Origin of the sequence: Streptomyces sp. NBC_00285 (assembly GCF_036174265.1) — a bacterium.
Taxonomy (GTDB): domain Bacteria; phylum Actinomycetota; class Actinomycetes; order Streptomycetales; family Streptomycetaceae; genus Streptomyces.
The window spans coordinates 537,998-561,335 of sequence record NZ_CP108055.1 but is presented as its reverse complement, the minus strand read 5'-3'; the positions used below and the strand labels follow the sequence as shown (position 1 = coordinate 561,335).

Annotated in this window: 14 protein-coding genes; 5 read left to right on the top strand and 9 right to left on the bottom strand. The window is 70.1% G+C overall.

All coding sequences use genetic code 11. The features are described from left to right. Window positions 1-3: 3 nt before the first annotated feature. From OHT57_RS02720 to OHT57_RS02710, 3 genes are all read right to left on the bottom strand, one after another. Window positions 4-654, bottom strand: a complete 651-nt coding sequence (locus OHT57_RS02720; RefSeq protein ID WP_328744225.1) for a (2Fe-2S)-binding protein — start codon at window positions 652-654, stop codon at window positions 4-6. 592 nt (window positions 655-1,246) lie between these two features. Beyond that, window positions 1,247-3,259, bottom strand: coding sequence for a non-reducing end alpha-L-arabinofuranosidase family hydrolase (locus tag OHT57_RS02715; protein WP_328744224.1), 2,013 nt, complete (start codon window positions 3,257-3,259; stop codon window positions 1,247-1,249). Window positions 3,260-3,314: 55 nt separating this feature from the next. After that, window positions 3,315-3,449 (bottom strand): hypothetical protein, encoded by a 135-nt coding sequence (locus OHT57_RS02710; protein ID WP_328744223.1) that lies wholly within the window; start codon window positions 3,447-3,449, stop codon window positions 3,315-3,317. A 1,119-nt stretch (window positions 3,450-4,568) separates the two neighbouring features. Here OHT57_RS02710 and OHT57_RS02705 point away from each other — a divergent pair. After that, window positions 4,569-8,642 carry a beta-galactosidase gene (locus OHT57_RS02705; protein WP_443053414.1) on the top strand — a complete coding sequence of 1,358 codons (4,074 nt, stop codon included), beginning with the start codon at window positions 4,569-4,571 and terminating at the stop codon, window positions 8,640-8,642. A gap of 83 nt (window positions 8,643-8,725) precedes the next feature. Here OHT57_RS02705 and OHT57_RS02700 read toward each other — a convergent pair whose 3' ends face one another. The 6 genes from OHT57_RS02700 to OHT57_RS02675 form a co-directional block, all read right to left on the bottom strand. Further along, entirely contained in the window at window positions 8,726-9,226 is a 501-nt protein-coding gene (locus tag OHT57_RS02700; RefSeq protein ID WP_328744220.1) for a pyridoxamine 5'-phosphate oxidase family protein, read from the bottom strand. Window positions 9,227-9,350: 124 nt separating this feature from the next. Next, complete coding sequence (locus OHT57_RS02695; RefSeq protein WP_328744219.1) at window positions 9,351-10,982, bottom strand: sodium/solute symporter; 1,632 nt, start codon at window positions 10,980-10,982, stop codon at window positions 9,351-9,353. Next, complete coding sequence (locus tag OHT57_RS02690) at window positions 10,979-11,422, bottom strand: DUF485 domain-containing protein (protein ID WP_328744218.1); 444 nt, start codon at window positions 11,420-11,422, stop codon at window positions 10,979-10,981. Before OHT57_RS02690 ends, OHT57_RS02695 begins: the two co-directional genes overlap by 4 nt. A gap of 844 nt (window positions 11,423-12,266) precedes the next feature. Then, a complete protein-coding gene (locus OHT57_RS02685) occupies window positions 12,267-13,958 on the bottom strand; it encodes a rhamnogalacturonan lyase B N-terminal domain-containing protein (RefSeq protein ID WP_328744216.1) in 1,692 nt (563 codons plus the stop codon). Between the two features lie 44 nt (window positions 13,959-14,002). Next, window positions 14,003-15,424 (bottom strand): polysaccharide deacetylase family protein, encoded by a 1,422-nt coding sequence (locus OHT57_RS02680; protein ID WP_328744214.1) that lies wholly within the window; start codon window positions 15,422-15,424, stop codon window positions 14,003-14,005. 153 nt (window positions 15,425-15,577) lie between these two features. Beyond that, on the bottom strand, window positions 15,578-19,339 hold the full coding sequence (locus OHT57_RS02675; RefSeq protein WP_328744213.1) for an nSTAND1 domain-containing NTPase: 3,762 nt from the start codon (window positions 19,337-19,339) through the stop codon (window positions 15,578-15,580). A 340-nt stretch (window positions 19,340-19,679) separates the two neighbouring features. On the opposite strand from OHT57_RS02675, the gene OHT57_RS02670 reads away from it, so the two are divergent. The 4 genes from OHT57_RS02670 to OHT57_RS02655 all read left to right on the top strand — a co-directional run bounded on the left by OHT57_RS02670 (window position 19,680) and on the right by OHT57_RS02655 (window position 23,319). Beyond that, window positions 19,680-20,456 (top strand): SDR family NAD(P)-dependent oxidoreductase, encoded by a 777-nt coding sequence (locus tag OHT57_RS02670; RefSeq protein WP_328744212.1) that lies wholly within the window; start codon window positions 19,680-19,682, stop codon window positions 20,454-20,456. A 52-nt stretch (window positions 20,457-20,508) separates the two neighbouring features. Continuing rightward, complete coding sequence (gene dgoD, locus OHT57_RS02665) at window positions 20,509-21,654, top strand: galactonate dehydratase (RefSeq protein WP_328744211.1); 1,146 nt, start codon at window positions 20,509-20,511, stop codon at window positions 21,652-21,654. 61 nt (window positions 21,655-21,715) lie between these two features. Further along, a complete protein-coding gene (locus OHT57_RS02660) occupies window positions 21,716-22,360 on the top strand; it encodes a bifunctional 4-hydroxy-2-oxoglutarate aldolase/2-dehydro-3-deoxy-phosphogluconate aldolase (RefSeq protein WP_328744210.1) in 645 nt (214 codons plus the stop codon). Between the two features lie 38 nt (window positions 22,361-22,398). After that, window positions 22,399-23,319, top strand: a complete 921-nt coding sequence (locus OHT57_RS02655; protein WP_443053585.1) for a sugar kinase — start codon at window positions 22,399-22,401, stop codon at window positions 23,317-23,319. Window positions 23,320-23,338: the final 19 nt, after the last annotated feature.

Sequence of the window (23,338 nt, the reverse complement as noted above, 5' to 3'; positions counted from 1 at the left end):
TCCTTACTTCCGGCCCGTGGTCTGCTCGACCGCGCGCACGATCTTGACGTAGCAGCCGCACCGGCAGATGTTGCCGCTCATCGACTCCCGGATCTCCTTCGGGGAACCGGTGTGGCCCTCCCGGATGCAGCCGACACCGGAGACGATCTGCCCCGGCGTGCAGTAACCGCACTGGAAGGCGTCCTGGTCGATGAACGCCTGCTGCAGCGGGTGGAGTTCGTCGCCGTCGGCCAGGCCCTCGATCGTGGTGACCTCGGCGCCCTCCAGCCGCACCGCAAGCGTCAGGCAGGCGTTGACACGGTGGCCGCTGACCAGCACGGTGCACGCGCCGCAGGCCCCGGCGTTGCAGCCCTTCTTGGAGCCCGTCAGCCCCAGGTGCTCACGCAACAGGTCCAGCAGCGAGGTGCGGTTGTCGACCGTCACCGTCCGCCGCGTGCCGTTGACCGTCAGGGAGACCCTGCTGGAGGGCGGCCCTTCGGCGGCCCTCGCCTCGTGCGGGCCGACCAGGGAGGGCCCTGCGATCACGCCCCCTGCGACGACCGCGCCACCGACCGCGGTACTGGTGGCGATGAAGGTGCGCCGACTGGGCGCCGGAGAGGACTCGCTGGATCCGGTGGGGGAGGGAACGACAGACTCAGGGAGTTCAGTGGACATGCGTACGCCTTTGTAGTGCGGACGGATCGGCCCTGCTCAAACAACGGGGCGGGAGACTGGCTCGTCGTCACCGCGGGGAACCGGACAACCGTGCGCCCTGGCAACGGGCGACTGGCCACACGGGAAGTCTTGCACCATCGGCAACGCCCATGGCAGGGAGACTTTCCTCCCCCTTTAACGTCTGCCGCTTCGACGTCTGCCGCTTCGACGTCTGCCGCTTCAAAGCGGGACTGAGTCACGCCTCCCCGGATTGCCGGTCACTCCTGGAGGCCCGGCGCGTACGCCACGAAGGGCGGCTGTCCGGCCCGGGGACGGTGCTCACTGCTGTTCGCAGCGGCTCCAACTCACCTGGGCGGGCGCCGTGTCGATGCACCTCTGCGTGCGTGGGGACTGCTGCCGACGGATGCCTTGTGTCGCAGCCGGTCGACGATGTGGATGCGCTCTGCCTCGCTCCGGTAGCGAGGGGGCGCGGGAGGCGTTGACTCAGCAGGCAGCGGCACCACCGAGTTGATCGGTGGTGCCGCTTTGTCACTGCCCGAGGCGACGCGTCCCTTTCGCTATCGCTTGCCCGTACGGGATCGGCCCGTGCCGGTCAGCAGGTCGAGTTGGTCTGGGTGAGCAGTCCGAGCCGCCACGGCAGACTGTTGTAGTCGCCGGTCGCATTGGGGTTCAGACCCTGATACAGGTACTGCAGACGGCAGTTGGGGATGGTCAGTGTCTGGTCGTACCCCGCGCGGATCATCTCACCGTGGCTGATGTCCTTGGTCCAGGCGCCGGAGGGGAAGGACACCTTGTTCGCCCGCGCGAACGGGTTGCTCTCGGTCGCGGCGAGGGGCGTCCAGGAACCGGCGAGGCTGCCCGAGGTCCAGGAGCGGAAGTAGCGCCTGCCGTCCGAGCCGATCGCCTCGACGATCAGGAGGTACTGGTTGGCGCCCTGCACCTTGTAGACATTGCTCGCCTCGAACAGGTTGTACTTGGTGTCCTGTGCCGCGATGACGGTGTTGGTGAACCCGCCCGGGAACTGGCCGACGGTCGTCTGCGAGCGGTACAGGTGTCCGTTGTCGTCGGAGGAGAACAGATAACAGTTGGCGCTGTCGCAGATCACCCACATGTCGACCCAGTAGCCGTTGCCGATGTTCTGCTTGATGATGTCCGGCATCGACGAGTAGAAGTTGCGCGGTGCGCTCCACCCGTTCGGGTTGCTGATGTCGGCGTTGGTCGAGTACGACGCGTTGCCTGTCTGGTAGACGAGGTACCACAGGCGCTGCTGGGTGTTGTAGAAGACCTGCGGCGCTGCCCGGTACCCGGTCCCGATGGCGGTGCGGTCCAGGTAGTGATGCGTGGCCGAACCCGCCTGCGACCAGTCGGAGAAGTTCAGGTACACGAGGTTGTACCCGGCGGCGCTCGCGGTGCTCGCGAACACGTGGTACTTGCCGTTGTAGTAGACGACCGTCGGATCCTTGAGGCCCGCGATGTTGTGCGTCGAGTCCGGCTTCGGCGCGATCAGGGCCCCGCTGGAACTCCAGGAGAAACTGGAGGGCAGGGCGGCGGCGGACGGTGCAGCGGTCGCGCTCCGTGCCGCGGGTGTGCCGCCCAGCGCGGTCAGCGCGGACGCGTAGGCGGCCTTCTTGTTGCCGTTGCGGTCGAACAGCAACGGGTTCTCCCCGGAGCGCCAGGAGTCGCTGTCACGGATGCCCCACACGGTGATGCCGGTGCAGCGCGCCACGTTCATGCAGGCCCGCACCGTGTTCGCGTACGCCGCCGTCGGCGCCTGTGCGATGTCCAGCTCGGTGATCTGGACGTCCACGCCGAGGGCCGCGAAGTTCGACAGCGTGCTCTGGAAGCTCGACGGCGGGCCCCCGGTGCCGAAGTGGGACTGGAAGCCGACACAGTCGATGGGCACACCGCGCGCCTTGAAGTCGCGCACCATGCGGTAGACGCCCTGCGTTTTGGCGTCGCTCCAGTTCTCGATGTTGTAGTCGTTGTAGCAGAGCTTGGCCGACGCGTCGGCCGACCGTGCGGTGCGGAAGGCCTGCTCGATGAAGCCGTCGCCGAGCAGGTTCTGGAACACCGAGGACCGGTGCTGGCCGCTGCCGCCGTCCGCGAAGGCCTCGTTGACCACGTCCCAGGCGAAGACCTTGCCCTTGTAGTGGTTCATCACGGTCGTGATGTGGTTGTTCATCACGCTGCGCAGGGTGTTGGCGTCCCCGATGGAGCTGACCCAGGAGGGCAGTTGGGAGTGCCAGACCAGGGTGTGGCCGCGTACCCGCTGACCGCGCGCCGTCGCACGGTTGACGATCTGGTCGGCGGGGCCGAAGTTGAACGAGCCGCGAGACCGCTCGGTGGTGTCCCACTTCATCTCGTTCTCGGGGGTGACCGAGTTGAACTCGCGGTCCAGGATCGCGGAGTACGTGCCGTCGCCGAGCCTTCCGGCGGCCACAGCGGCCCCGAAGTACCGTCCCGACTGGGCGGCTTGGGCGCCCAGGGTGGAGGCGCGTACGGCGTCGGGCGCGGCGGTCGCAGCGGCGGGTGTCACCAGCGCGGCCGCGATCAGCAGAGGTAACACGGAGGCTCGGCGACGGCCGAGCCGTTTCAGCGGGTTCATGGTTCTCCTCGTACGGCGGGGTGGGGGGTTGCGCTGTTCGATCGGTCGGATGGGATCAGGACGTCGACAGCTCGAACCGCAGGCAGCGGACCGCGCCGCCGACCGCCGGCGCGGGAGCACCCCGGGCCGAGGCGAAGGGTGCGGCGGTGGCGCGGGAGGCTGCGCTCAGAGGAAGGAACTTGGCGTTCACCGGGTCGGTCGTGGCGGCCAGTGCGTCGCGACCGGGGAGTGATTGATGAGGGCATGACAGATCCATGACTGTGGTCCTCCCTGTGCGGTCCGGTGTTCATGTGGTCGTTCGTGCGGCGGGAAGTGACTGGATGAATCCATGTTCGTCACTTCGAACGCGGATTGACAGGTCGAGCTTTTTGGATGATAGGAGGTTGGTTGACATCGTCAACCCTTCTCGCATGATTCGCTTGATGGTTCGAAACATTCGGACGGGTCGATGGCGGATCGCCCCTGGCCGGTTGGCCGACTGTCCGAGGTGGGCGTGATTTGTCGCCGCCCAGGAAGGCGAGAAGTGGTTCGCGGGGTGGATGGTGTTGACATGCCTGGGCAGTTCCCTAGTATCCGTGAAGCCCGCAGTTTCCGAATGGTGCTGGAAATTTCGAACATCCGACAGATGCTTTCGGCATGGACTTGATATCCATCGACATCCCATGTTTTGTGTCCCGTACACCTGTCCACGGCAAGGGCCTGAAGGCAGCATCTGCCGGATGCCGGGGGAACGCACCTGCGCGCAGGCCGACGGCGCCAGTCAGGGATCGACGAGCGGCCGGGGGCACGAAGCCCAGGGTGCCGCCGTGTTCGCCCGTGGGGTGCCGGCTGCCGCACGTGCGACTGGTGCTCCGCCGGCGGAACTTGAGACGAGCAGGTCGCGTGGGCCACGCTGACGCGTAACGCCCTGCGTGCGACCGCGGGCGCAGGCGAGTTCGCCGTTCGTGCTCGTCAACGCCCGTGCGGGGGCGGCCGTTTCCTCGGCATCGGCTGTCGCGGGCGGGGGAGCGGCGAAGTCCCAGGGCCTTCGTCCTCGCCTCCCCGACCTCGTCGTGGCGGCCCGTGTCGACACCGGCCGGGCCCTCAATCGCCCCTGCCGCCTCGATCGTGTGCTTCCGCCCCATTGTGTTGAGCCAAGTGCGCCCCTACTGTTCGACTTTGCCTGAGTCTGTTTGATGCTGATTGCTCAGGCCGTAGGGAGGCCGCTGTGCGGGGTAATCAGTTCGTTTCGGAGACTGCGAGACCCGGTCGTCGGGGGTGGTGGAGGGCCGTTCTCGCGACGGCCGCGACCGTCGCCCTCGCCGCGGGCATGATCGCGCCCGCCGCGGCGGGGGAGGCGGCAGGGCCGGCACCGGGCGCCGCGCCCACCGCCGCGACACAGGCGCACACGGTGACTCTCGACGGCTACTCGTTCCTCGTCGACGGCAAGCGCACCTACCTCTGGTCCGGCGAGTTCCACTCCTTCCGGCTGCCGAGCCCGGACCTGTGGCGCGACATCTTCCAGAAGATGAAGGCGGCCGGCTTCAACTCCACCTCGTTGTACTTCGACTGGGGGTACCACTCGCCGAAGCCGGGTGTGTACGACTTCAGCGGGGTGCGCGACGTCGACAAGCTCCTCGACATGGCCGAGGAAGCCGGGCTGTACGTCATCGCGCGCCCGGCGCCGTACATCAACGCGGAGGTCGACAGCGGCGGCCTGCCCGGCTGGCTGACCACGAAGGCGGAGAACAACCGCAGTGACGACCCGCGGTTCCTCAAGTACGCCGACGAGTGGCTGACCCAGATCGACCGGATCATCGCCCGGCACCAACTCACCAACGGCACCGGGTCGGTCATCGCCTACCAGGTCGAGAACGAGTACTACAACGGCTCCGCGGCCTCCCGCTCCTACATGCAGCACCTGGAGGACAAGGCCCGCGCCGACGGCATCACCGTGCCGCTGACCGGCAACAACAACGGCACCTTCAACTCCGGTGCGGGCGCCCTGGACGTGGACGGCCCGGACTCCTACCCACAGGGCTTCGACTGCTCGAACCCCACCAAGTGGAACGGTGTCCCCGACATCAGCTACGACCACCCGGCGGGTAAGCCGCTGTACACCCCGGAGTTCCAGGGCGGCGCCTTCGACCCGTGGGGCGGTCCCGGTTACGACAAGTGCGCCCAGCTGATCAACGACCAGTTCGCCAACGTGTTCTACAAGCAGAACATCGCGGTCGGCGCGACGGCGCAGAGCTTCTACATGACCTACGGCGGCACCAACTGGGGCTGGCTGAGCATGCCCCAGAACTACACGTCGTACGACTACGGAGCCGCCATCCGCGAGACCCGTCAGCTCGACCCGAAGTACGACGAGGACAAGCTGATCGGGTACTTCACGCAGTCGGTGGCCCCGCTGACCAAGACCGACGCGATCAGGACCACACCACCGGACGACTCCGCGGTCATTGACACCGCCCGCATGAACCCCGACACCAAAACCCAGTTCCATGTGCTGCGGCACGGGAACTCGACGTCCACGGCGGTCGACAAGACCCATATCGCGCTGGACTTCAACGCCCAGCCGGCCGCGGACACCACTTACACCTGGGACGACCCCGACTCCACGCTGCAGTACACGGGTTCGTGGTCGCACGTGGCCGACCAGAGCTACACCGGCGGCGACTACAAGCACACCGAGTCGTTCTCCAACAAGGCCGGTGACTCGGTCACCGTCCCCTTCGACGGCACCGCGATCCGCTGGATCGGCTCGAAGACGAACAACCACGGCAACGCCGACGTCTACCTCGACGGCACCAAGGTGGCGACGGTCGACGACTCCGGCGCCGAGAGCCAGGCGGTCGTCTTCCAGAAGACCGGCCTGACGCCCGGGGCGCACACGCTGAAGATCGTCGTCGCCGGGAACCACAGCTCGGGGTCCACGGACAACTACGTGGCCATCGACGCCATCGACGTGCCCACGGGTGACGCCGCCACGGAGTCGACCTACCCCGTCGTGCCTCAGCAGCCGGGCACCGCGATCACCCTCGACGGACGCGACTCCCACGTGATCGTGGCGAACTACCGGCTCGGGAACGCACAGTTGCAGTACTCGACCTCGGAGATCATGACCGACGCCACCATCGGCGACCGCGATGTCGCCGTGCTCTACGGCGACCCGGACAGCGACGGGGAAACGGTCCTGCGCTACGCCTCCAAGCCGACCGTGACCGCCACCGGCGGCACGGTCACGACCACCTGGGACCCGGCGACCGGTGACCTGCGGCTGAACTACACCCACAAGGGCCTGATCCGGATCAGTGTCAGCGGCGGCGGCCAGCGCCCGCTGCTGCTGCTCGTGGGCGACAAGGCCACGGCGAAGACCTTCTGGCGTCAGGACACCGCGACCGGTCCGGTCCTGGTGCGGGGCACGCACCTGTTGCGCACGGCGACCAGCTTGAACGGCGGCCGTACCGTGGCGCTCACCGGTGACAACGCCGACGACAAGAACATCGAGGTGTTCAGCGCCGCGGCCCGCGTCACCTGGAACGGCCAGAAGGTGGACACCCGGGCCACCGACACCCGCAGTCTCATCGGAAAGATCCCGACGGCCGCCGCCATTCACCTGCCGGCCCTGACCAACTGGAAGCAGGCACAGGAGTCCCCCGAAGCGGCCCCCGGTTTCGACGACACCACTTGGCAGGTGGCCGACAAGGCGACCACCAACAGCGTCTCCGGCATCAACGCGCTGCCGGTGCTCTACGCCGACGACTACGGCTTCCACACCGGCAACACCTGGTACCGCGGCCGCTTCCACACCACCGGCAAGGAGACCGGCATCCACCTGGTCTCGGACTCCGGCGGCGGCGCACAGGCCTTCTCCGCCTGGCTCAACGGCACCTTCCTGGGCAGCTCCACCACGAGCAGCGCCGACTTCACCTTCCCTGCCGGTGCGGTCAAGTCCACGGGCGACAACGTCCTTTCCGTACTCACCGTGAACATGGGGCACGAGGAGGACTACAACTCGACCAACGGCAACAAGACGGCGCGCGGACTGACCAGCGCCTCCCTCGTGGGAGCACCGCTGACCTCCGTCACCTGGCGCCTCCAGGGCGTACGCGGAGGCGAGGACCTGCAGGACACGGTGCGCGGCCCGCTCTCGACGGGCGGCCTGTACGGCGAGCGGGCCGGCTGGTCCCTGCCGGGCTACCCGGACGGCAAGTGGGACCGCGTGTCCCTGCCGACGTCCGACACCCGCCCCGGGGTCTCCTGGTACCGCACCGATGCCACTCTGGACCTGCCGCGCGGCCAGGACACCTCACTCGGCCTGACGTTCACCGACGACCCGTCCCGCAAGTACCGTGCCACGATCTTCGTGAACGGCTGGCAGGTCGGCAACTACGTCAACTACCTCGGCCCGCAGCACACCTTCCCTGTCCCCAACGGAATCCTGAACCCGAACGGCCGCAACAGCATCGCCATCGCCGTGTGGAACCTGGACGGCAGCACCGGAGGCCTCGGCAAGGTCTCGCTGACCGACTACGGCAGCTACGCCTCGTCCCTGCGCGTCACGCAGAACGACAGCCCGCGCTACGACGCCCGGAAGTACGCGATGCCCAAGCGCCCGGGAGCAGATGTCACCCTGGACGTGCCCGACACCGCTCAGCCGGCAGAGGCCTTCACCGCCCGGACCACGGTGCGGGTACCGAAGGGCGCGCCGGCCGCGTCCAGGCTGACGGCCTCGCTGTCCGCACCGGACGGCTGGAGCGTCAGCGCCACGAGCCCCCAGTCGCTCAAGCGTCTGCAGTCGGGCGCATCGGCGACCTTCACCTGGAAGGTCCAGCCACCGACCGGTGAACTGCCCTCCGCCTCGGCACTCACCACCACGGTGCGCTACGTACAGAACGGACGGCAGGCCGACGGCACCGACGAGCGCATCATCGGCGGGATCCCCCCGGCTCCTCCGGCCGGGAAGAGCGCCGTGAGCGATCTGCCCTTCCTGTCCTCCACCAACGGGTGGGGTCCGGTGGAGCGTGACAGCAGTGTCGGCGAGCAGGCGGCCGGGGACGGCCGTGCGATCAGCATCGCCGGCGTGGGGTACGCCAAGGGCCTCGGCACCAACGCGCTCAGCGACGTCCAGCTCTATCTGGGCGGAAACTGTTCGCGGTTGACGGCGCAGGTGGGCGTCGACGACGAGACCAACGGTGCCGGAACGGTGACGTTCTCAGTGATCGCCGACGGTAAAACCCTGGTGACCACGGCGAAGCTCAGTGGCCGGCAGGCCGCGGTGCCGATCGACGTCGATGTCAGCGGCGCCCAGGTGGTCGACCTCAAGGTCGGTGACGCCGGAGACGGCAACGGCAACGACCACGGCGACTGGGGGGCACCGACACTGACGTGCGGCTGACGGCCGTACCGGGAAAGTGATGTCCTGATGGTGGTCCCCATGCCTTGCGAGGCATGGGGACCACCCATGTCGGCCCGCGTCGCTCAGGCACGCTGACGTTCCTCCCGCTGCCGGACCAGCTCCTCGACCGCGCTCGGCAGCGTCGTCTCGAAGTCGATCAGCTTCGCCCAGGTCGGGGTGACGACGATCCGGACCATGCCGTCGTGGTAGAGCGAACGCACCTCCGCCTCCCATTCGACCCGTTGCTCGGGGGTCATCGCGTAGCTGTTGGTCGGCTGGAGATACTCGTCGGGGATGCCGTCGACGAAGTCCAGCTCGGCCCGGCCGCGGATGAGCAGGATCCTGGGCGGGTGCACCTCGGTGTCGATCGTCAGGGCGACGGCCGGGTTCTCGCGCAGGGACGCGAGCTTCGGGGCGTTCTTCGTGGTGCACATGACGATCTCCGTGCCGTTCCAAGCGAACGCGATCGGGACGTTGCGGGGTGTGCCGTCCTTGGCGACGTAGGCCAGGCGGGTCACGTCCCGGGCCAGCAGCTCCTGACTGATCGGCCGGTCGAGAATCTCGCTGATCTCGTTCGCTTGCATGATGGGATCCTCCCGCGTCGTTCCCGGTCCCCCAGCGCATCGACGGGGGCCTCTGTCGTACCGGGGACGGAGCCCGCGCCGGATTCTCGACACCTGGCAGCACCCTGATTTCTCGGGACGAGCTTCACGGGCCGTCCGGGCTCCAGCTCGGGCGGCGCCGCGGGGGGCCGGCGAGGATCAACTGCTCGATTCCGGCGTACCGTTCGCGGGCACGCCGGGCGCTGCGGCGCCCGCTCAGGACGGTGCCCAGCAAGCCGCAGGCGAAGCCCACCGGTACGGAGACCAGAGCGGTCGTGGTGAAGGGGAACCAGTTCAGGTCGGCCTCCGGGAAGGCCGATGCCGGTGTCCCGGAGACGAGCCGGGTGCCCGACATCAGGACCAGGACGGCGACAGAACCGCCGATCAGTGTGCCGAGCAGCCCGGCCTTGGTGAAGCGCCGCCAGAACAGCGAGTAGACCAGCGCGGGCGCGATCGCGGAGGCTCCCATGCAGAAGGACAGGGTGGCCAGCGGCTGGAGGCTGCGGTGCTGTGCCATGGCGGCCAGCAGCACCACCGGTATGCCGACGATCAGCGCGCCGGCCCGCGCCACGGTCATCTCCCGCAGAGCCGGTATTCCCCTGTGCCGGGAGGCGACGACGTCGTGCGCCAGGGAGTTGGCGCAGGCGAGCGTCATCCCGGCGACGGACGCCAGAAGGGTCAGGAAGATGGCCGTCGTGACGGTGCTGAACACGAGGCTCTCGGCGCGGGAGACGTCGGAGCCGAACACGGCGCGCGCCCCCAGCAGGTAGGCGGTGCTGCCGTGCGGGTCGGCGGCGGTGATCCGCTCGCGGCCCACCAGCGCCGTGGCACCGAGGCCGATGACGGTGATCAGCAGCATGAACAGGGCGACCGAGGACACGGCCCAGGACATCGTGCGCCGTACCTGGCGGGCGTTGCCCGCGGTGTACATCCGCATGGTGACGTGCGGCAGGCAGGCGCCGCCCAGCACGATGGCGACCTGGGTGCTGATCATGTCCAGTGCGGGGTGCGGTCCGTCCGCGAACTGCAGGCCGTACTGAAGGAACGCCTGGCCGGCCCCGCTGCGCTGGGCGGCGGTGTCCACCATCGTTCCCGGGTGCCAGCCGAAGGTGGCGAGGACGAGTACGGCGATCACGAGGCCGGATCCGAGGAGCATCACGGTCTTGATGATCTGGATCAGCGCGGTCCCCTTCATCCCTCCCAGGGCGGCGTAACTGATCATCAGGATGCCGGCGCCGATGATGCAGCCGGTCTGCATGGCACGGTCGGAGAAGCCCAGGATGAACGCCAACAGCTGTCCTACGGCGGCCAGTTGCACGATCATCATCGGAATCAGCGCCAGCAGGGTCACGGCACACGCGGTGATGCGTACGGCCCGTCCGGGCACGCGTCGGCTCAGGGCGTCCCCCATGGTGAACCGGCCGGTGTTGTGCAGGGGTTCGGCGAGCAGGAACATCAGCAGGAGCAAGGACAGCAGGGTGCTCAGGGCCAGGACCACGCCGTCGTAGCCGCACAGGGCGATGACCCCGCCGATGGTGAGCACGGTCGCGGCGGAGATGTAGTCGCCGGCGACCGCAAGGCCGTTGCGCAGCGGGGACAGCGAGCGATAGCCGGTGTAGAACTCCTCCAGGTCGTCGCGGTCGGGGCCGGTCAGCACGCACAGCAGCAGCGTGAGAGTGACGACACTGCAGAAGGCGACGAGGGACCAGGACTGCGCGGAGCCGCCGAGACCGGTCATGTCCGTGCCCGCCCCTCGCCGTCGGCCGGGTCTGCGTACCGGCTGACTCTGCGGGCCAGGGGGTCGACGTACCGTCGTGCCGTGTACTCGAACAGCACGACGGCCAGCCAGGTGACGGGGATCTGTACGACGGCGAGCAACAGGCCCGTGGGGAGCCCGCCGGGGGCCGGGCGGGCCATGAAGGCGGGGGCCTCGACGGTGAGGGTGAGGAAGGCGGCGAAGTAGCCGAGGGCGACGAGGGTGGCCACGCGCCGTTGCCATCGGCAGGCGCGGCGCAGGATGCGCAGGGCGCGGTGATAGCCGGACCACGAGCGCTGGCGGGTCCCGATGCTCGGGCGCTCTCCGGCCGGCGCGAGGTACGGCAACCGGTGCGCGGTGGGGGAGGGGGCCCGCCCGTTCTTGCGGTGCGGCAGGGATAACTCCGAGCGGTCGTAGGACATCCCAGGACTCCTAGCGGGGTGGGGGCCCGGAAGTCACGGACCGCAGGAAGGTGGGGGCGAGGCGGTTCGGGTTACCGCACGTTATGCGGGTGCCAGGGCAGTGGATGTGTGTTCCGTTGAACTTTCTGGCGGGAGCCCGGAACGCGAGCCGACGCCGATCGGTGCCCGAGGGGAGGGTGTGGCGCGAGTGCCACAGGCGCCCCTGGATTCCCTCCCGTTCGAATTCGGTCACCCATCCGTCGTACATCAGTCCCCGTCCGTGCCGGCTGTTCCGGTGGAGGGTGACCGGCCGGGGGAGGGATGGGCGGTACGCCGAATGCCGGAGTCACGTGCCGTCCATCAAGGCGGTGGTACTGCTGGCATATGCCTGCCGAGTTTTCGCGTCGCCTGAACACGCCCCGGTGCGCGAACAGGCGCACGGGCGAATTCTGGCCTTGCCCACCCGAGGCCCCCGGCGGCCCACATCCCGGGCCGGGTCAGCTCGGGCGGCCCGGACGGCCCCGGTTTCATGACGCTCGAACCGGTCGCGAGCCGGGACACGTCCTTGCACCCCGCCGGATCCAGGCCCCGCGGGCTTGAAACGGCGTCCTGAACGGACGCGCAGGCCGGACCCGCCGCGCGTCGCCACAGCGGCGCGCCGCCGCATGGGCCACCTCCGTCGGGGCGGCGGCCCGGACGATCGGCCCTGGGGCGGCGACCGGGACGGCCACCACGCCTGTGAGCGAGGGGACCAGCCCCCTCCCTTCGTGATCCGGCCGGCGCGGTCCGAAAGGTGATGGGTCGTCAAATTGGCGTCCGGCGAACGGACTTCAGGTCGCCGTGGAGCCATGGGGCCATAGGGAACTCAGGGCAGGAGTTCGACCACGTCGTACGCCACCCCGGGGCTGAGATAGGCGCTGCTGCCGGAGCCGCTGACGATGTCGAGGGTCAACTCCTGGTAGGCGTCCGGCGACTTGGTCCAGGCGCTTGCCGGAATGGCGTAGCGGTAGGTGTGGTTGTTGCCCCGGTAGGAGCCCACGGTCAGTGACCGGGTCGTCGGCTCACCTGCCGACGTGGGGACGGCCGAGAGCCAGTCGTTGACCCTGATCCGGGGCCTGCCGTTCGCGAACGCCGTGGTGACACCGATGTTGAGGGTGTGTCCGGAGGTCAGTTGCTGGGCGGTGAGCTTGAAGCGGATCCTCAGCCCCTTGTTGATGTCCGCCCACTGGTAGCAGGGGAAGTCGTCGACCCGTGAGGCGCTCACGGTGAAGGCGGTGCCGGTCCAGGGCCGGGCCCGGGCGTCGGAAGGGTGCATCGTGGTCATCAGTGAGGCGTTCTTGAAGCCACGCGGAGTGCCGCTCCAGGCGCCGATCCGCCAGATCGCGGCGCTTCTGCTCGGGTCCGCGCCGATCGCCAGCGTGTGCAGCGGGGTCGTCCGCCCGGCGGTGACAGTGACCCGGGTGGTGTGCACCGCCAGTTCTTCCTTGTGGACGGTGAGCGTGTAGGTGCCCGGCAGCATGTACGGGGACACGAAACGGCCGGTGGCCGGGTCCGCCTCGGTCCAGTACTGCGCGTCGGCACTGGCGAGACCGACGGTGTAGGCGTACGCCGTGTCCCGCCCGGCGATGCCGACCCCCGCCACCCGGCCGCGACCACTGCGGCCGACCCAGCCGACCAGGCCCAGGCCGTCGGCCCACGAGGTGTCGATACGGTCATGGCGCAGCGCGGGCGAGGGCGCCGAGCCGTCGGTGAAGGACAGGACGTACGGGCCCTGGAGGCCGAACCGCATCGGCTCGGTCTGGTTCTCGCCGTAGTAGAGGATCTCGTAGAGGCCGGCGCCGTCCTCGTAGTGGTGGCGCATGAGGGAGCGGTAGAACGGTCCGCCGGACGCCTTCTCGTGATTGCTCCGCACCATCCACATGCCGACCTTGCCGGTGCTCCAGCCGACGTGGTCATAGTCGATGACACGCTGGTTGGAGTAGTGCTTGGAGCGGGTGGTGCCGTCCGGCTTGCGGCGGACGTCCTGCGCCTCGATCACGGTGTCGGTGCGGGAGTCCCAGGAGTCGGGACCGTTGTCGGGGAACAGGCCGGGCTTCACGCGGACGATGTAGCGGGTCGCGGTGATGGAGGCATCCGCCTTGTTCGTCCACATGTAGACGTTGTTCTCGCCGCGCCGAGCCGCGTAGTAGTGGTGCATCGTGCCGTGCACGACCGTGACCAGGACCGTGCCGCCGGCCTTGCGGATGCTCACGGACGACCTCCCCAGACCCGTCTCGACCTGTGAGTTCCGGTTTCCGTAGCCCTGGTACTCGGTGCCCCTGTACACCAGCGAGCTCAGGTCGCCGTTGCCGTGGTCGACCTTGAAGACCAGGCCGGCGCCCGTGTCGACCACGTATGCGCGGCCGTCGTCGCGGTAGCCGAAGACCGGCGCGGCCGCGTCGGCGCTCTCGGTGAGCGGGCCGGCGATCGCGGTGCCCCCGGCGAGGGCGAGACCGCCGACGGCGGCTCTGCTCAGGACAGTGCGGCGGGTGAGGCGGCGGCGGGCGTGCTGGGGCATGAGCGTTCCGTTCGTGGTGTACGGGGATGAGGGTGGCGCGGGGTTCAGAGGGTGGCGCGCAGGTGGCTGACGGTGACGAAGTGGTAGCCGCGGGCGGTGAGCGTGCGCAGGATCTGCGGGACGGCCGCCACGGAGGTGGGGTGGATGTCGTGCATGAGGACGACACTGTTGCGCTGCGCCTTGTCGATGACGGTCTGGGCGACCCTGGCGGAGTCGCGGTACTTCCAGTCCTCGGTGTCGACGTCCCACAGCACGGGGGAGAGCTTGGTGGCGGACCGGACCGTGGCGTTGATCGCGCCGTAGGGCGGGCGGAAGAGCACGGGCTCCTTGCCGGTGGCGGCCTTGATCGCGGCGCTGGTGCGGCCCAGTTGGTAGGCGATCTGCTCGGGGCTGAGCTTGGTCAGGTCGGGGTGGCTCCAGGAGTGGTTGCCGACCTCGTGTCCGCCGGCCGCCTCGGCGTGGACGAGTTCGGGGTGGGAGGCGACGTTCTGGCCGACGGTGAAGAAGGTGGCGCGTGCCTTGTACTGGGCCAGGTAGGTCAACAGGGTGGCGGTCTCCGGTGCCGCCGGTCCGTCGTCGAAGGTCAGCGCGATGCAGGTGACCTTCTGGCAGTCGGTGTCGTCGTCGCCCGAGGCGGTGTGCGTGGGGACGACCGGTGCGGGGGTCTGCGTGGCGCCCAGGTCGAGCGAACTGGTGGGCGTCACGGTCTGCCGCTGGGCGCGCTTGCCGAACGCGGAGAGCCAGGGGGTGACCGTCTTCTTGGAGAGGATCACCACGTAGTTCCCGGCGGCCGGAGGTCCCACCACCCCGCGGTCGAAGCTCACCCGCAGTCCGCCGTCGGTGGTGAAAGCCATGTCGCCCAGGGCACTGGTGACAGAGGCCGGGGCGGAGAACGTGTCGTCGAGGGAGACGGAGTCCACGCCCTCGCGTCCCTTGAGCCGCTCCTTGAGACCTGCGACGAAGGCGTTCCGCGCTCCTCCGGCGATGAGATCGACGGCGGTGCGGTAGGCGCCGGCCTTGCCGTCGTACCAGTACGTCCTGGTGGACAGACCGCCCGAGGCGGCACTGCCGTCCTGCGTGGTGAGCCGTACGCCGAGCACGTCGCCTGACGCGACGAGGAACTGGTGGCTGATGTTCAGCTCACCGCCCGAGCCGTTCCCGCACGAGCCTTCACGGAAGGTGGCAAGGCGCCCCTCCACGTCCTTCTTCATCGCGGCCGTCATCGCCTCCGCGCCGGGCACGTCGGGGTAGCTCGTCGCGAAGGGACAGGACCGCTGCTCGCTGCTGTCGTTGACGATCTCCAGGCCCTTGAGCCGTGCCGGGTCGACGGTGCGGACGGGCGAGGGGGAGCCGCTGGTGGCGCGCGGGCCTGCGGAGGCCGGCTCCGCGGAACCGGACGAGCAGGCCGTCGTGAGGGACAGCGCGCCGATCAGCAGAAGCGAGGGAAGCAGGGTGTGAGTACGCATGTGATCCAGAACCTGGGGTGGGAGAGGGCGGACGCCGTCGGCGGGCGCCGCGGGTCGTTCTGGTCACGAGCTTCCAGGTCACAGGCGTTTTTCAGCGACCTGCGGCGGCCCCTTGAAAAATGATTTCGTCCCGCGCCCACGTGCCCTGGGGCGTCAGCCGCTGGTCGCGCAGACGTTCTCGTACGGCGCGTCCGGCACATAGGTCCGCCACTGTGCCTCGGTCAGTCCACCGCCGGTGCGTGCGCAGATGGTGCGGACCGCCCGGTCCGGGGCGATGGACAGACGCCCGAGCGGTACGTAGGGGCTGCTGGTGTAGACCGTGCCGCCGTCCTCGGCGAAGGCGAGGGAGCCGATCTCGTCGCCGGGTGTCGGCAGGTCCGTGCCGAGCAGCTGTTGCGTGGCGGTGTCCCACAGCCGGAGCGTCCCGTTCGCACCTCCGACGGCCAGGGTGCCGCCGTCGGAGGAGAAGGCGATCGCCTCCACCGCCTCAGGCTCGCCTGCGGAGACCGTGTCCGAGGTACCGGCCACGGCCCCCGTGCGGCGACGGACGTCGCCGTCCCACAGCGTGACGTGCCCGCGGGCGTCGCCGACGGCGAGCCGGGTGCCGTCGGGGCTGAACGCCAGCGCGGTGACCTCGCGCCCGTCGGCGAGCGCCCGTCCGGAGACCTTGCCGGTGCCCGGATCGGCGTACTGGTCGCCCGAGGACACGAGCAGATCTCCGTCCGGCCGGGAGGCCAGAGCCTCGCCGGAGAGACCGCGCAGGGTCCGTGACCGCCGCCGGTCGCCGGTGTTCCAGACCTCCGTCACGGTGCTGTCGGCGGTCATCCGGACGGCGAGCAGCGTGTGGCCGCCGGGCCCGAGGGCGACGGCGGTGGCAGGTCTGTCCGCCGCGCCGGCCGAGTCGAAGGACGTACGGACCCGGTGCGTCCGTACGTCCCACACGGTGAAGCGCAGCCGCAGGGTGCCGTGCGAGGACACGGTGTCGGCGACGCCCAGTTCGCTGCTGTCCGGGCTGTAGGCCAGCAGTGGCGCTTCCTCGTCGGACGCGCTCGGCAGAGCACCGAGACGCGCGTGGGCGACGACCTTGTCTGTCCGCGTCGTACGCAGCTCGAAGCGGTAGCCGCTGCCGGACCGGGTGACGGTGGCCAGCGCCTGACCGTTGGGACTGAGCGCGCTCGCGTCGACCGGGGTGTTCTGCCAGCGAGGGCTGAGCCGGCCGGTCAGGTCGAGGGTGTGGACGGTGGCGCCGTCCAGATAGCGCAGGAGGCGGGACGTGCCCCGGTCCCAGGCGAGCCAGGTGGCCTCGTCCTGGGAGATCGGTCGGCCGAAGACAAGCGTTCCGCCGGTGGCGAGTCTCCATACGGCGAGTTCGTGGTCGTCCGCCGTGGCCAGGAACCGGCCGTCGGGTGAGAGAGCCGCCTGGGTGAAGCCGGTGATTCCGTCACTGGTGAAGTCGGCGACCGCCTGTCCGGCACTGACGTCCCAGACCTGTGCGCTGGTGCCGTAGACGGCGGCCAGCCGGCTGCCGTCCGCGCTGAACCGCAGCATGCGCGAGCCACCGTCCGCGCCGGTGCCGGTGCCGCACACGGTCTTGTCCGCCTTCTCCCATGCCCCCGGCAGCCGCTTGCGGTCGCGGGTGTCCCAGAGCTGAATCGGCCCTTCGGCGGGACAGACCGCGAGCAGCCGCCCGCCGGGGCCGACGGCCGCAGAGGTGAGGGGGCGCGGGAGATCGGTGGCGAAGAGGGTCTCGCCGTTGTCCGTCCGGTGCAGCCGGATCGTGCCCGGGCTGTCCGTCGGCCCGGTGAGGTACGTGGTCCCGTCGGGGGAGCTGTCCCAGAGCAGTGTCTGCCCCAGTTCGGCGGCACTTCTGCCCGCAGGCAGGTTCCACAGCCTTTCGTCCCCGTCCGGGCCGATGACGTCGAGGAACCTGGAGTCGGGCCCGACGTTGCCCACCTGGGTGCCGCTCGGCAGGTGGTAGGTGGCGCTGATCCTGTGGTCGGCGACATGGCGGGCGATCACGGTGGTGCCGTCGATGCTGAGCAGGGTCCGGCCGCCGTCGGAGAGGAAGCGCCGCACATCCTTCCCGGACCGGGGGTCGGTGAAGGCATCGCGTTCCGGCTGGGCCAGGGCGCCCAGCAGGGCCGAGCGGGACTCGGTGAGCGGGGCGGTCTTCCAGGCGGCGACGCCGAGCAGGGCCGCGGTGCGGGGATCGGTGGATTGCAGACTCTCGGCCACGGTGGCCAGGCGGCGGGCGGCGGCCTTGGCGGACTCCTTCTGGCTCACCTCGTTGCGCTGCCAGGCGATCAGGCCGGCGGCCAGCGCGAGGACGAGGAACACGGACAGACCGATGGTCAGGGAACGGGTCCGGCGTGCGGTGCGGGTCTCGGCCTCGCCCTCGGCGTCCCTGGCTGCGAGGGAGGCGGCGAGGAAGGAACGCTCCCGCACGGTGAGATCGTCGTACGACCGCGCCGGATCGCTCGACCGCGCCGGCTCTTCAACGTTGCCCTGCCGGACGAACAGCTCCTCCGCCCGGGCCAGCCGCGTGCCCCGGTACAGCGTGCCGGGATCGCGTGCCAGCTCCTCCCAGCCGCGGGCCGCCTCATCGAGCCGACGCTGCTCGCGCAGCCGTTCCCGGTCCACCTCGATCCAGCCGGCCAGGCGCGGCCAGCCGGTGATCAGGGCCTCGTGCGCGAGTTCCACCGTGTCGCCGTCGAGCGTGACCAGACGGGCGGCCACCAGGTGTTCCAGCACCTCCTGCACGCCACTCCCGAGTTCGGTGCGGGAGGCTGGGCGACGGGTGTCGGCGGTGCCGTCACCAGGGGCGATCAGCCTCAGCAGGACGCTCCGGGCGGCACGGCCCTGCTCGGCGGACAGTCCGCCGTACACCTCTTCGGCGGTGGCGGCGATCGCGCCCTGAACACCGCCGGTGTCCTCGTACGCCGCCAGGGTGAGCAGTTGGCCACGACGGCGGGCCCAGGTCTGCAGCAGGGCGTGGGACAGCATGGGCAGGGCGCCCGGCCGGTCGGCGATCTCGTCGATGATCCGGGCGGTGAGGGCGCGTTCGACGTTCAGTCCCGCGGCAGCGGCCGGCCCGGTGATCACCTCGCGCAGCTCGTCCCGGCTCATCGGTCCGACCAGGAGGTTGGCCTGACCGACGGCTGCGGCGAGCCCACGGTGCTCGGCGCAGTGGCCGTAGAAATCGCCCCGCACCGCGAGCACCACGCGCAGTCGGCTGTCCGGCGCCCGGGCGGCGAGCAGCAGGTCGAGGAACCGGTCGCGTTCCGCGCGGTCGTGGCAGAGGGTGAACAGTTCCTCGAACTGATCGACGATCACCCAGGTGTCCCCGTCGAGTTCGTGCGGGACGAGGACCTGCTCGTGCGTGTGCGCCGGCCGCTCGCCTGGAGTGAGTACACGGATCACAGCGGGCCGTTCGGCACCCTCCGCCCGGCGGAGCAGGGGGATCAGACCCGCCCGCAGAAGGGAGGACTTGCCGCTGCCGGACGCCCCGAACACCGCCGCGAACCGGTGGTCACGCGTCAGCTCCGCCAGCTCGGCGACGAGCGTCTCCCGTCCGAAGAACAGGTCGCTGTCAGCCGGCTCGAACCGGGCCAGCCCGCGGTACGGGGGCCGCTCGTCGGGAGCGGGCGCACGGACCGCGGCCTCCGCCTCCCGCCAGCGCCGCTCCCACTCGTTCGGATCGGCGTCGAGCGCCTCGGCGTACGCCCGCACCACCGCCAGGGACGGCAGCTGATCACCGGCCGCCGCCTGGGACATGGCGGTGATCGAGTAGCCCGCCTCCTTCGCCATCTCCCGGTACGGCGGCTTCCCGGCCTTCTCCCGGAGGCTCCGCAGCTCATGGGCGAGCCGCTGTACGGGACCGGCGTCGGGATCGACCGGCTTCTCGCGTCGTCCCACCGGGGACACCTTTCACCTGCATAAATCAGAACAGAAGGGCTTCAAGCTACGGTTTTCGCGTGGTTGTCCGCAATCTTGGCCGGCTTGTGAGACCGCCCACGGGGACGGTCGGTCACTATGTGCGCCCGACTTTCTGGCCGGCGCTGCGGGAGTGGCGCGTGGACAGGGGTGGCGGTGCCGGCATTCGGTGGGGGCGCCTCACCTATTTCCGACCAGGGTGCCTCACGCCCGCCCTCGCGACCCTGGTCAAGGTGGGGAGCCTCTTGGCGCGCGTGGATAATTAATATTTAATGTTGCTGTCGTTGCTGTTATTGCTGCCTCAGTCACAGGAGTCGTCTCCATGCTTCCCGCACGGGTATCCCTCTCGGAACGCCTCAGCGACCGGTGCGCGCTCGTCACCGGAGCGGCCTCCGGCATCGGGGCCGCCACGGCACGCCGCCTCGCCGCCGAGGGCGCCCGCGTGGTGCTCGCCGACATCGACACCGAGGCCGGGGAGGCCGTGGCCGCCGGCATCCGGAAGGACGGCGGCCAGGCGCTGTTCCAGTACTGCGACGTCGCCGACGAGTCCTCCTGGGAGCGGACGGCGCAGGCCGCCCGCCAGGCGTTCGGTCCGGTTCGGGCGCTGGTGAGCAACGCCTACAGCGTCCGGGTCGCGGCAGCCCACGAGACCAGCGCCGAGCAGTGGAACCAGCAACTCGCCGTGACCCTGAGCGGATCGTTCCTCGGCGTGCGGGCCTGCCTCGACGACCTGCGGGCCACGGACGGAAGCATCGTGCTGGTGTCCTCGGTGCACGCCCTGATCGGCCTGCCCGGACGGCCCGCCTACGCGGCTGCGAAGGCCGGCCTGACCGGCCTGGCCCGGCAGCTGGCCGTCGAGTACGGCGGGCAGGTCCGCGTCAACAGCGTGCTGCCCGGCCCGGTTCTCACCCAGGCATGGGATGCCATCGGCGAGGACGACCGGCGGGCCAGCGCCGCCGAGACCGCCACGCGCCGCCTGGGCCGGCCCGAGGAGGTCGCCGCCGCCGTCGCCTTCCTCGTCAGCGACGACGCGTCGTTCGTGACGGGGGCGTCCCTGGTCGTCGATGGTGGATGGAGCGTGCTGAAGAACTCCTCGTGAGCAGCCCGCGCCCCCCTTCCTCCATCAGTTCCCTGCCTTGGAGCCATCTCCTTTGAAAATCACCCGGGTTGAGACCTTCGCCGTACCGCCCCGCTGGCTGTTCTGCCGCATCGAGACCGACGACGGTGTGGTGGGCTGGGGCGAGCCGGTGGTGGAAGGCCGGGCTGCCACCGTACGCACGGCCGTGCACGAGCTCGCCGAGTATCTCGTCGGCCAGGACCCGATGCGTATCGAGGACCACTGGCAGGCCATGACCAAGGGCACCTTCTACCGGGGCGGCCCGATCCTCTCGAGCGCCGTCGCCGGGATCGACCAGGCCCTGTGGGACATCGCGGGAAAGACCCTGGGCGTCCCGGTCCACGTGCTGCTGGGCGGTCCGGTGCGTGAACGGGTGCGTGCCTACAGCTGGGTGGGCGGCGACGAACCCGGCGAGATCGCCGAAGCCGTCCAGGCCCAGGTCGAGGCCGGTTTCACGGCGGTCAAGATGAACGCCAGCGGGCGGATCGGGAAGATGGCCACCGCCGCGGAGGTCCATGCCGTGGTCGAACGGGCCCGCACCGCCCGCGAAGTACTGGGGCCCGACCGGGACTTCGCGATCGACTTCCACGGCCGGTTCACCACCGCCAACGCCCGCCGCGTGCTGCCCGAACTCGCCGCGCTGCACCCGCTGTTCGTCGAGGAACCCGTCCTGCCGGAGTACGCCCACCGCCTCCACGAGGTCGTCGCGGCCTCGCCCGTGCCCATCGCCACCGGAGAGCGTCTCTTCTCCCGCACCGACGCCCTGCCCGCACTGCAGGCCGGCATCGCCGTACTGCAGCCGGACCTCTCGCACGCGGGCGGCATCTCCGAGGTGCGGCGCATGGCATCGCTGGCGGAGACCTTCGACGTGCTGCTGGCCCCGCACTGCCCACTGGGCCCGATCTCCCTCGCCTCCAGCCTCCAAGTCGCCTTCAGCACACCGAACTTCCTCATCCAGGAACAGAGCATCGGCATCCACTACAACGCCGGCGCCGATGTCCTGGACTACCTGGTCGACCCCGCGGTCTTCCGCTTCGACCAGGGCCACCTCAACCGGCCCCTGGGCCCGGGCCTGGGCATCGAGGTCGACGAACAGGCCGTACGCCGCGCAAACGACAGCGCACCGGACTGGCACGGCCCCCTGTGGCGCCACGACGACGGTTCGTTCGCCGAATGGTGACCCCGCCCCCGACCGAGTACGACGGAGAACACCGCACACCGAGTACGACGGAGAGCACCACATGCTGAACCACACCGACTTCACCCACGAACTGCACCGCAGCCGGCTGGTGGCCATCGTGCGCGGCAGCGACCCCAAGGCCGCGCTGGCCAGCGTCCTGGCCCTCGCCCAGGAGGGCGTGCGCCTGATCGAGATCTCGTTGACGACACCCGACGCCGAAACCGTCATCACCCAGGCCGTCAAGGAGGTGGGCACCGACGCCGTCATCGGAGCGGGCACCGTCGTCACCCGACAGGACGCCGAGCGGGCCCGGGACGCGGGAGCCCGGTGGATGGTGACGCCCGCCCTGGACACGGGCTTCGAGCACGCCGTCACCCTCGGCGTGCCCGTCCTGGCCGGCGCCCTCACGCCGACGGAAGCGGTGACCGCGATGCGGTCCGGCGCCAGCGCGGTCAAGCTGTTCCCCGCCTCCCTGGGCGGCCCCGGCTATCTGCGCGCGCTGCGCGACCCGCTGCCCGACCTGCCGTTCGTGCCGGTGGGAGGAGTGGACGCCGAAGCCGCCCGGGCCTACTTCGCCGCGGGCGCCGTCGCCGTGGGCGTGGGCTCACCCCTGCTCGGTGATGCCCCGCAGGGCGGGGACCTGGCCCGGTTGCGGGTCCGGGCCCGGGAGTTCCTGACCGTGTGCGCGCCGGGAACCACCGCGTGAGCGCCGCCCCGCTCCAGGCACTGACGTTCGGCGAGACGATGCTCTCGCTCCAGGTGGACGGTCCGCTGACCGCGGGCGGCGCGGCCCGCACGGCGGTCGCCGGCGCGGAGTCCAACGTGGCGGTGGGCCTCGCCCGGCTGGGGCACACGGTCGGCTGGGCCGGCCGCCTCGGTGCCGACGAACCCGGTCGGATGATCCTGCGGACGCTGCGCGGCGAAGGCGTACACGTGGACCGTGCCACCGTCGACCCCGGCGCCCCCACGGGAGCCCTCATGCGCGAGCGCCGGGTCGCCGATGTGGCCCGCGTGCACTACTGGCGCACCGGATCCGCCGCGTCCCACATGCGGCCACCACACCTACAGGGCGCCCTGAGCGACGGAGCCCGCCTCCTGCACCTGACCGGCATCACCTGCGCCCTGGGCCCCGGCCCGCTGGACACCGTACGGGCCGCGGCCGAACACGCCGCCGAGCACGGCTGGACCGTGTCCTTCGACGTGAACCACCGCACCCGCCTGTGGGACGCGGCGGCCGCCTCGGCCGCCCTGCGGCCGCTGCTCGGACTGATCGACATCGTCATCGCCTCCGACGACGAGCTGCCCGTGATCGCCGGAGAGCCCGGCACGTCAGAGGCCGACCGGGTGGCCGAGCTGCTCGCCCAGGGCGTGCGGGAGGTCGTGGTCAAGCGGGGCGCCCAGGGGGCGGACCTGTATCTCCGTGCCGATCAGGTCGTGCACGCCCCGGCCCATCCCGTGCCCGTGGCCGACACGGTGGGCGCGGGCGACGCGTTCTGCGCCGGATACCTCTCCGGCGTACTGGACGAACTGCCGCCCGGACAAAGGCTGCACCGGGCCACCCGCACCGCCGCGTTCGCCGTCGCCAGCTCCGGCGACTGGGAAGGACTGCCCCACCGCGACGAACTTCCCCTCCTGGACGCGGCGCCCGGCGCGGCGGTGCGCTGAGCCCGCCCGACACCCGGTG

Bases quoted from the DNA above. Each gene is read 5' to 3' on its own strand.
- OHT57_RS02720 (WP_328744225.1), bottom strand. From the start codon at position 654: ATGTCCACTGAACTCCCTGAGTCTGTCGTTCCCTCCCCCACCGGATCC.
- OHT57_RS02715 (WP_328744224.1), bottom strand. From the start codon at position 3,259: ATGAACCCGCTGAAACGGCTCGGCCGTCGCCGAGCCTCCGTGTTACCT.
- OHT57_RS02705 (WP_443053414.1), top strand. From the start codon at position 4,569: ATGATCGCGCCCGCCGCGGCGGGGGAGGCGGCAGGGCCGGCACCGGGC.
- OHT57_RS02700 (WP_328744220.1), bottom strand. From the start codon at position 9,226: ATGCAAGCGAACGAGATCAGCGAGATTCTCGACCGGCCGATCAGTCAG.
- OHT57_RS02695 (WP_328744219.1), bottom strand. From the start codon at position 10,982: ATGACCGGTCTCGGCGGCTCCGCGCAGTCCTGGTCCCTCGTCGCCTTC.
- OHT57_RS02690 (WP_328744218.1), bottom strand. From the start codon at position 11,422: ATGTCCTACGACCGCTCGGAGTTATCCCTGCCGCACCGCAAGAACGGG.
- OHT57_RS02685 (WP_328744216.1), bottom strand. From the start codon at position 13,958: ATGCCCCAGCACGCCCGCCGCCGCCTCACCCGCCGCACTGTCCTGAGC.
- OHT57_RS02680 (WP_328744214.1), bottom strand. From the start codon at position 15,424: ATGCGTACTCACACCCTGCTTCCCTCGCTTCTGCTGATCGGCGCGCTG.
- OHT57_RS02670 (WP_328744212.1), top strand. From the start codon at position 19,680: ATGCTTCCCGCACGGGTATCCCTCTCGGAACGCCTCAGCGACCGGTGC.
- OHT57_RS02660 (WP_328744210.1), top strand. From the start codon at position 21,716: ATGCTGAACCACACCGACTTCACCCACGAACTGCACCGCAGCCGGCTG.
- OHT57_RS02655 (WP_443053585.1), top strand. From the start codon at position 22,399: ATGCTCTCGCTCCAGGTGGACGGTCCGCTGACCGCGGGCGGCGCGGCC.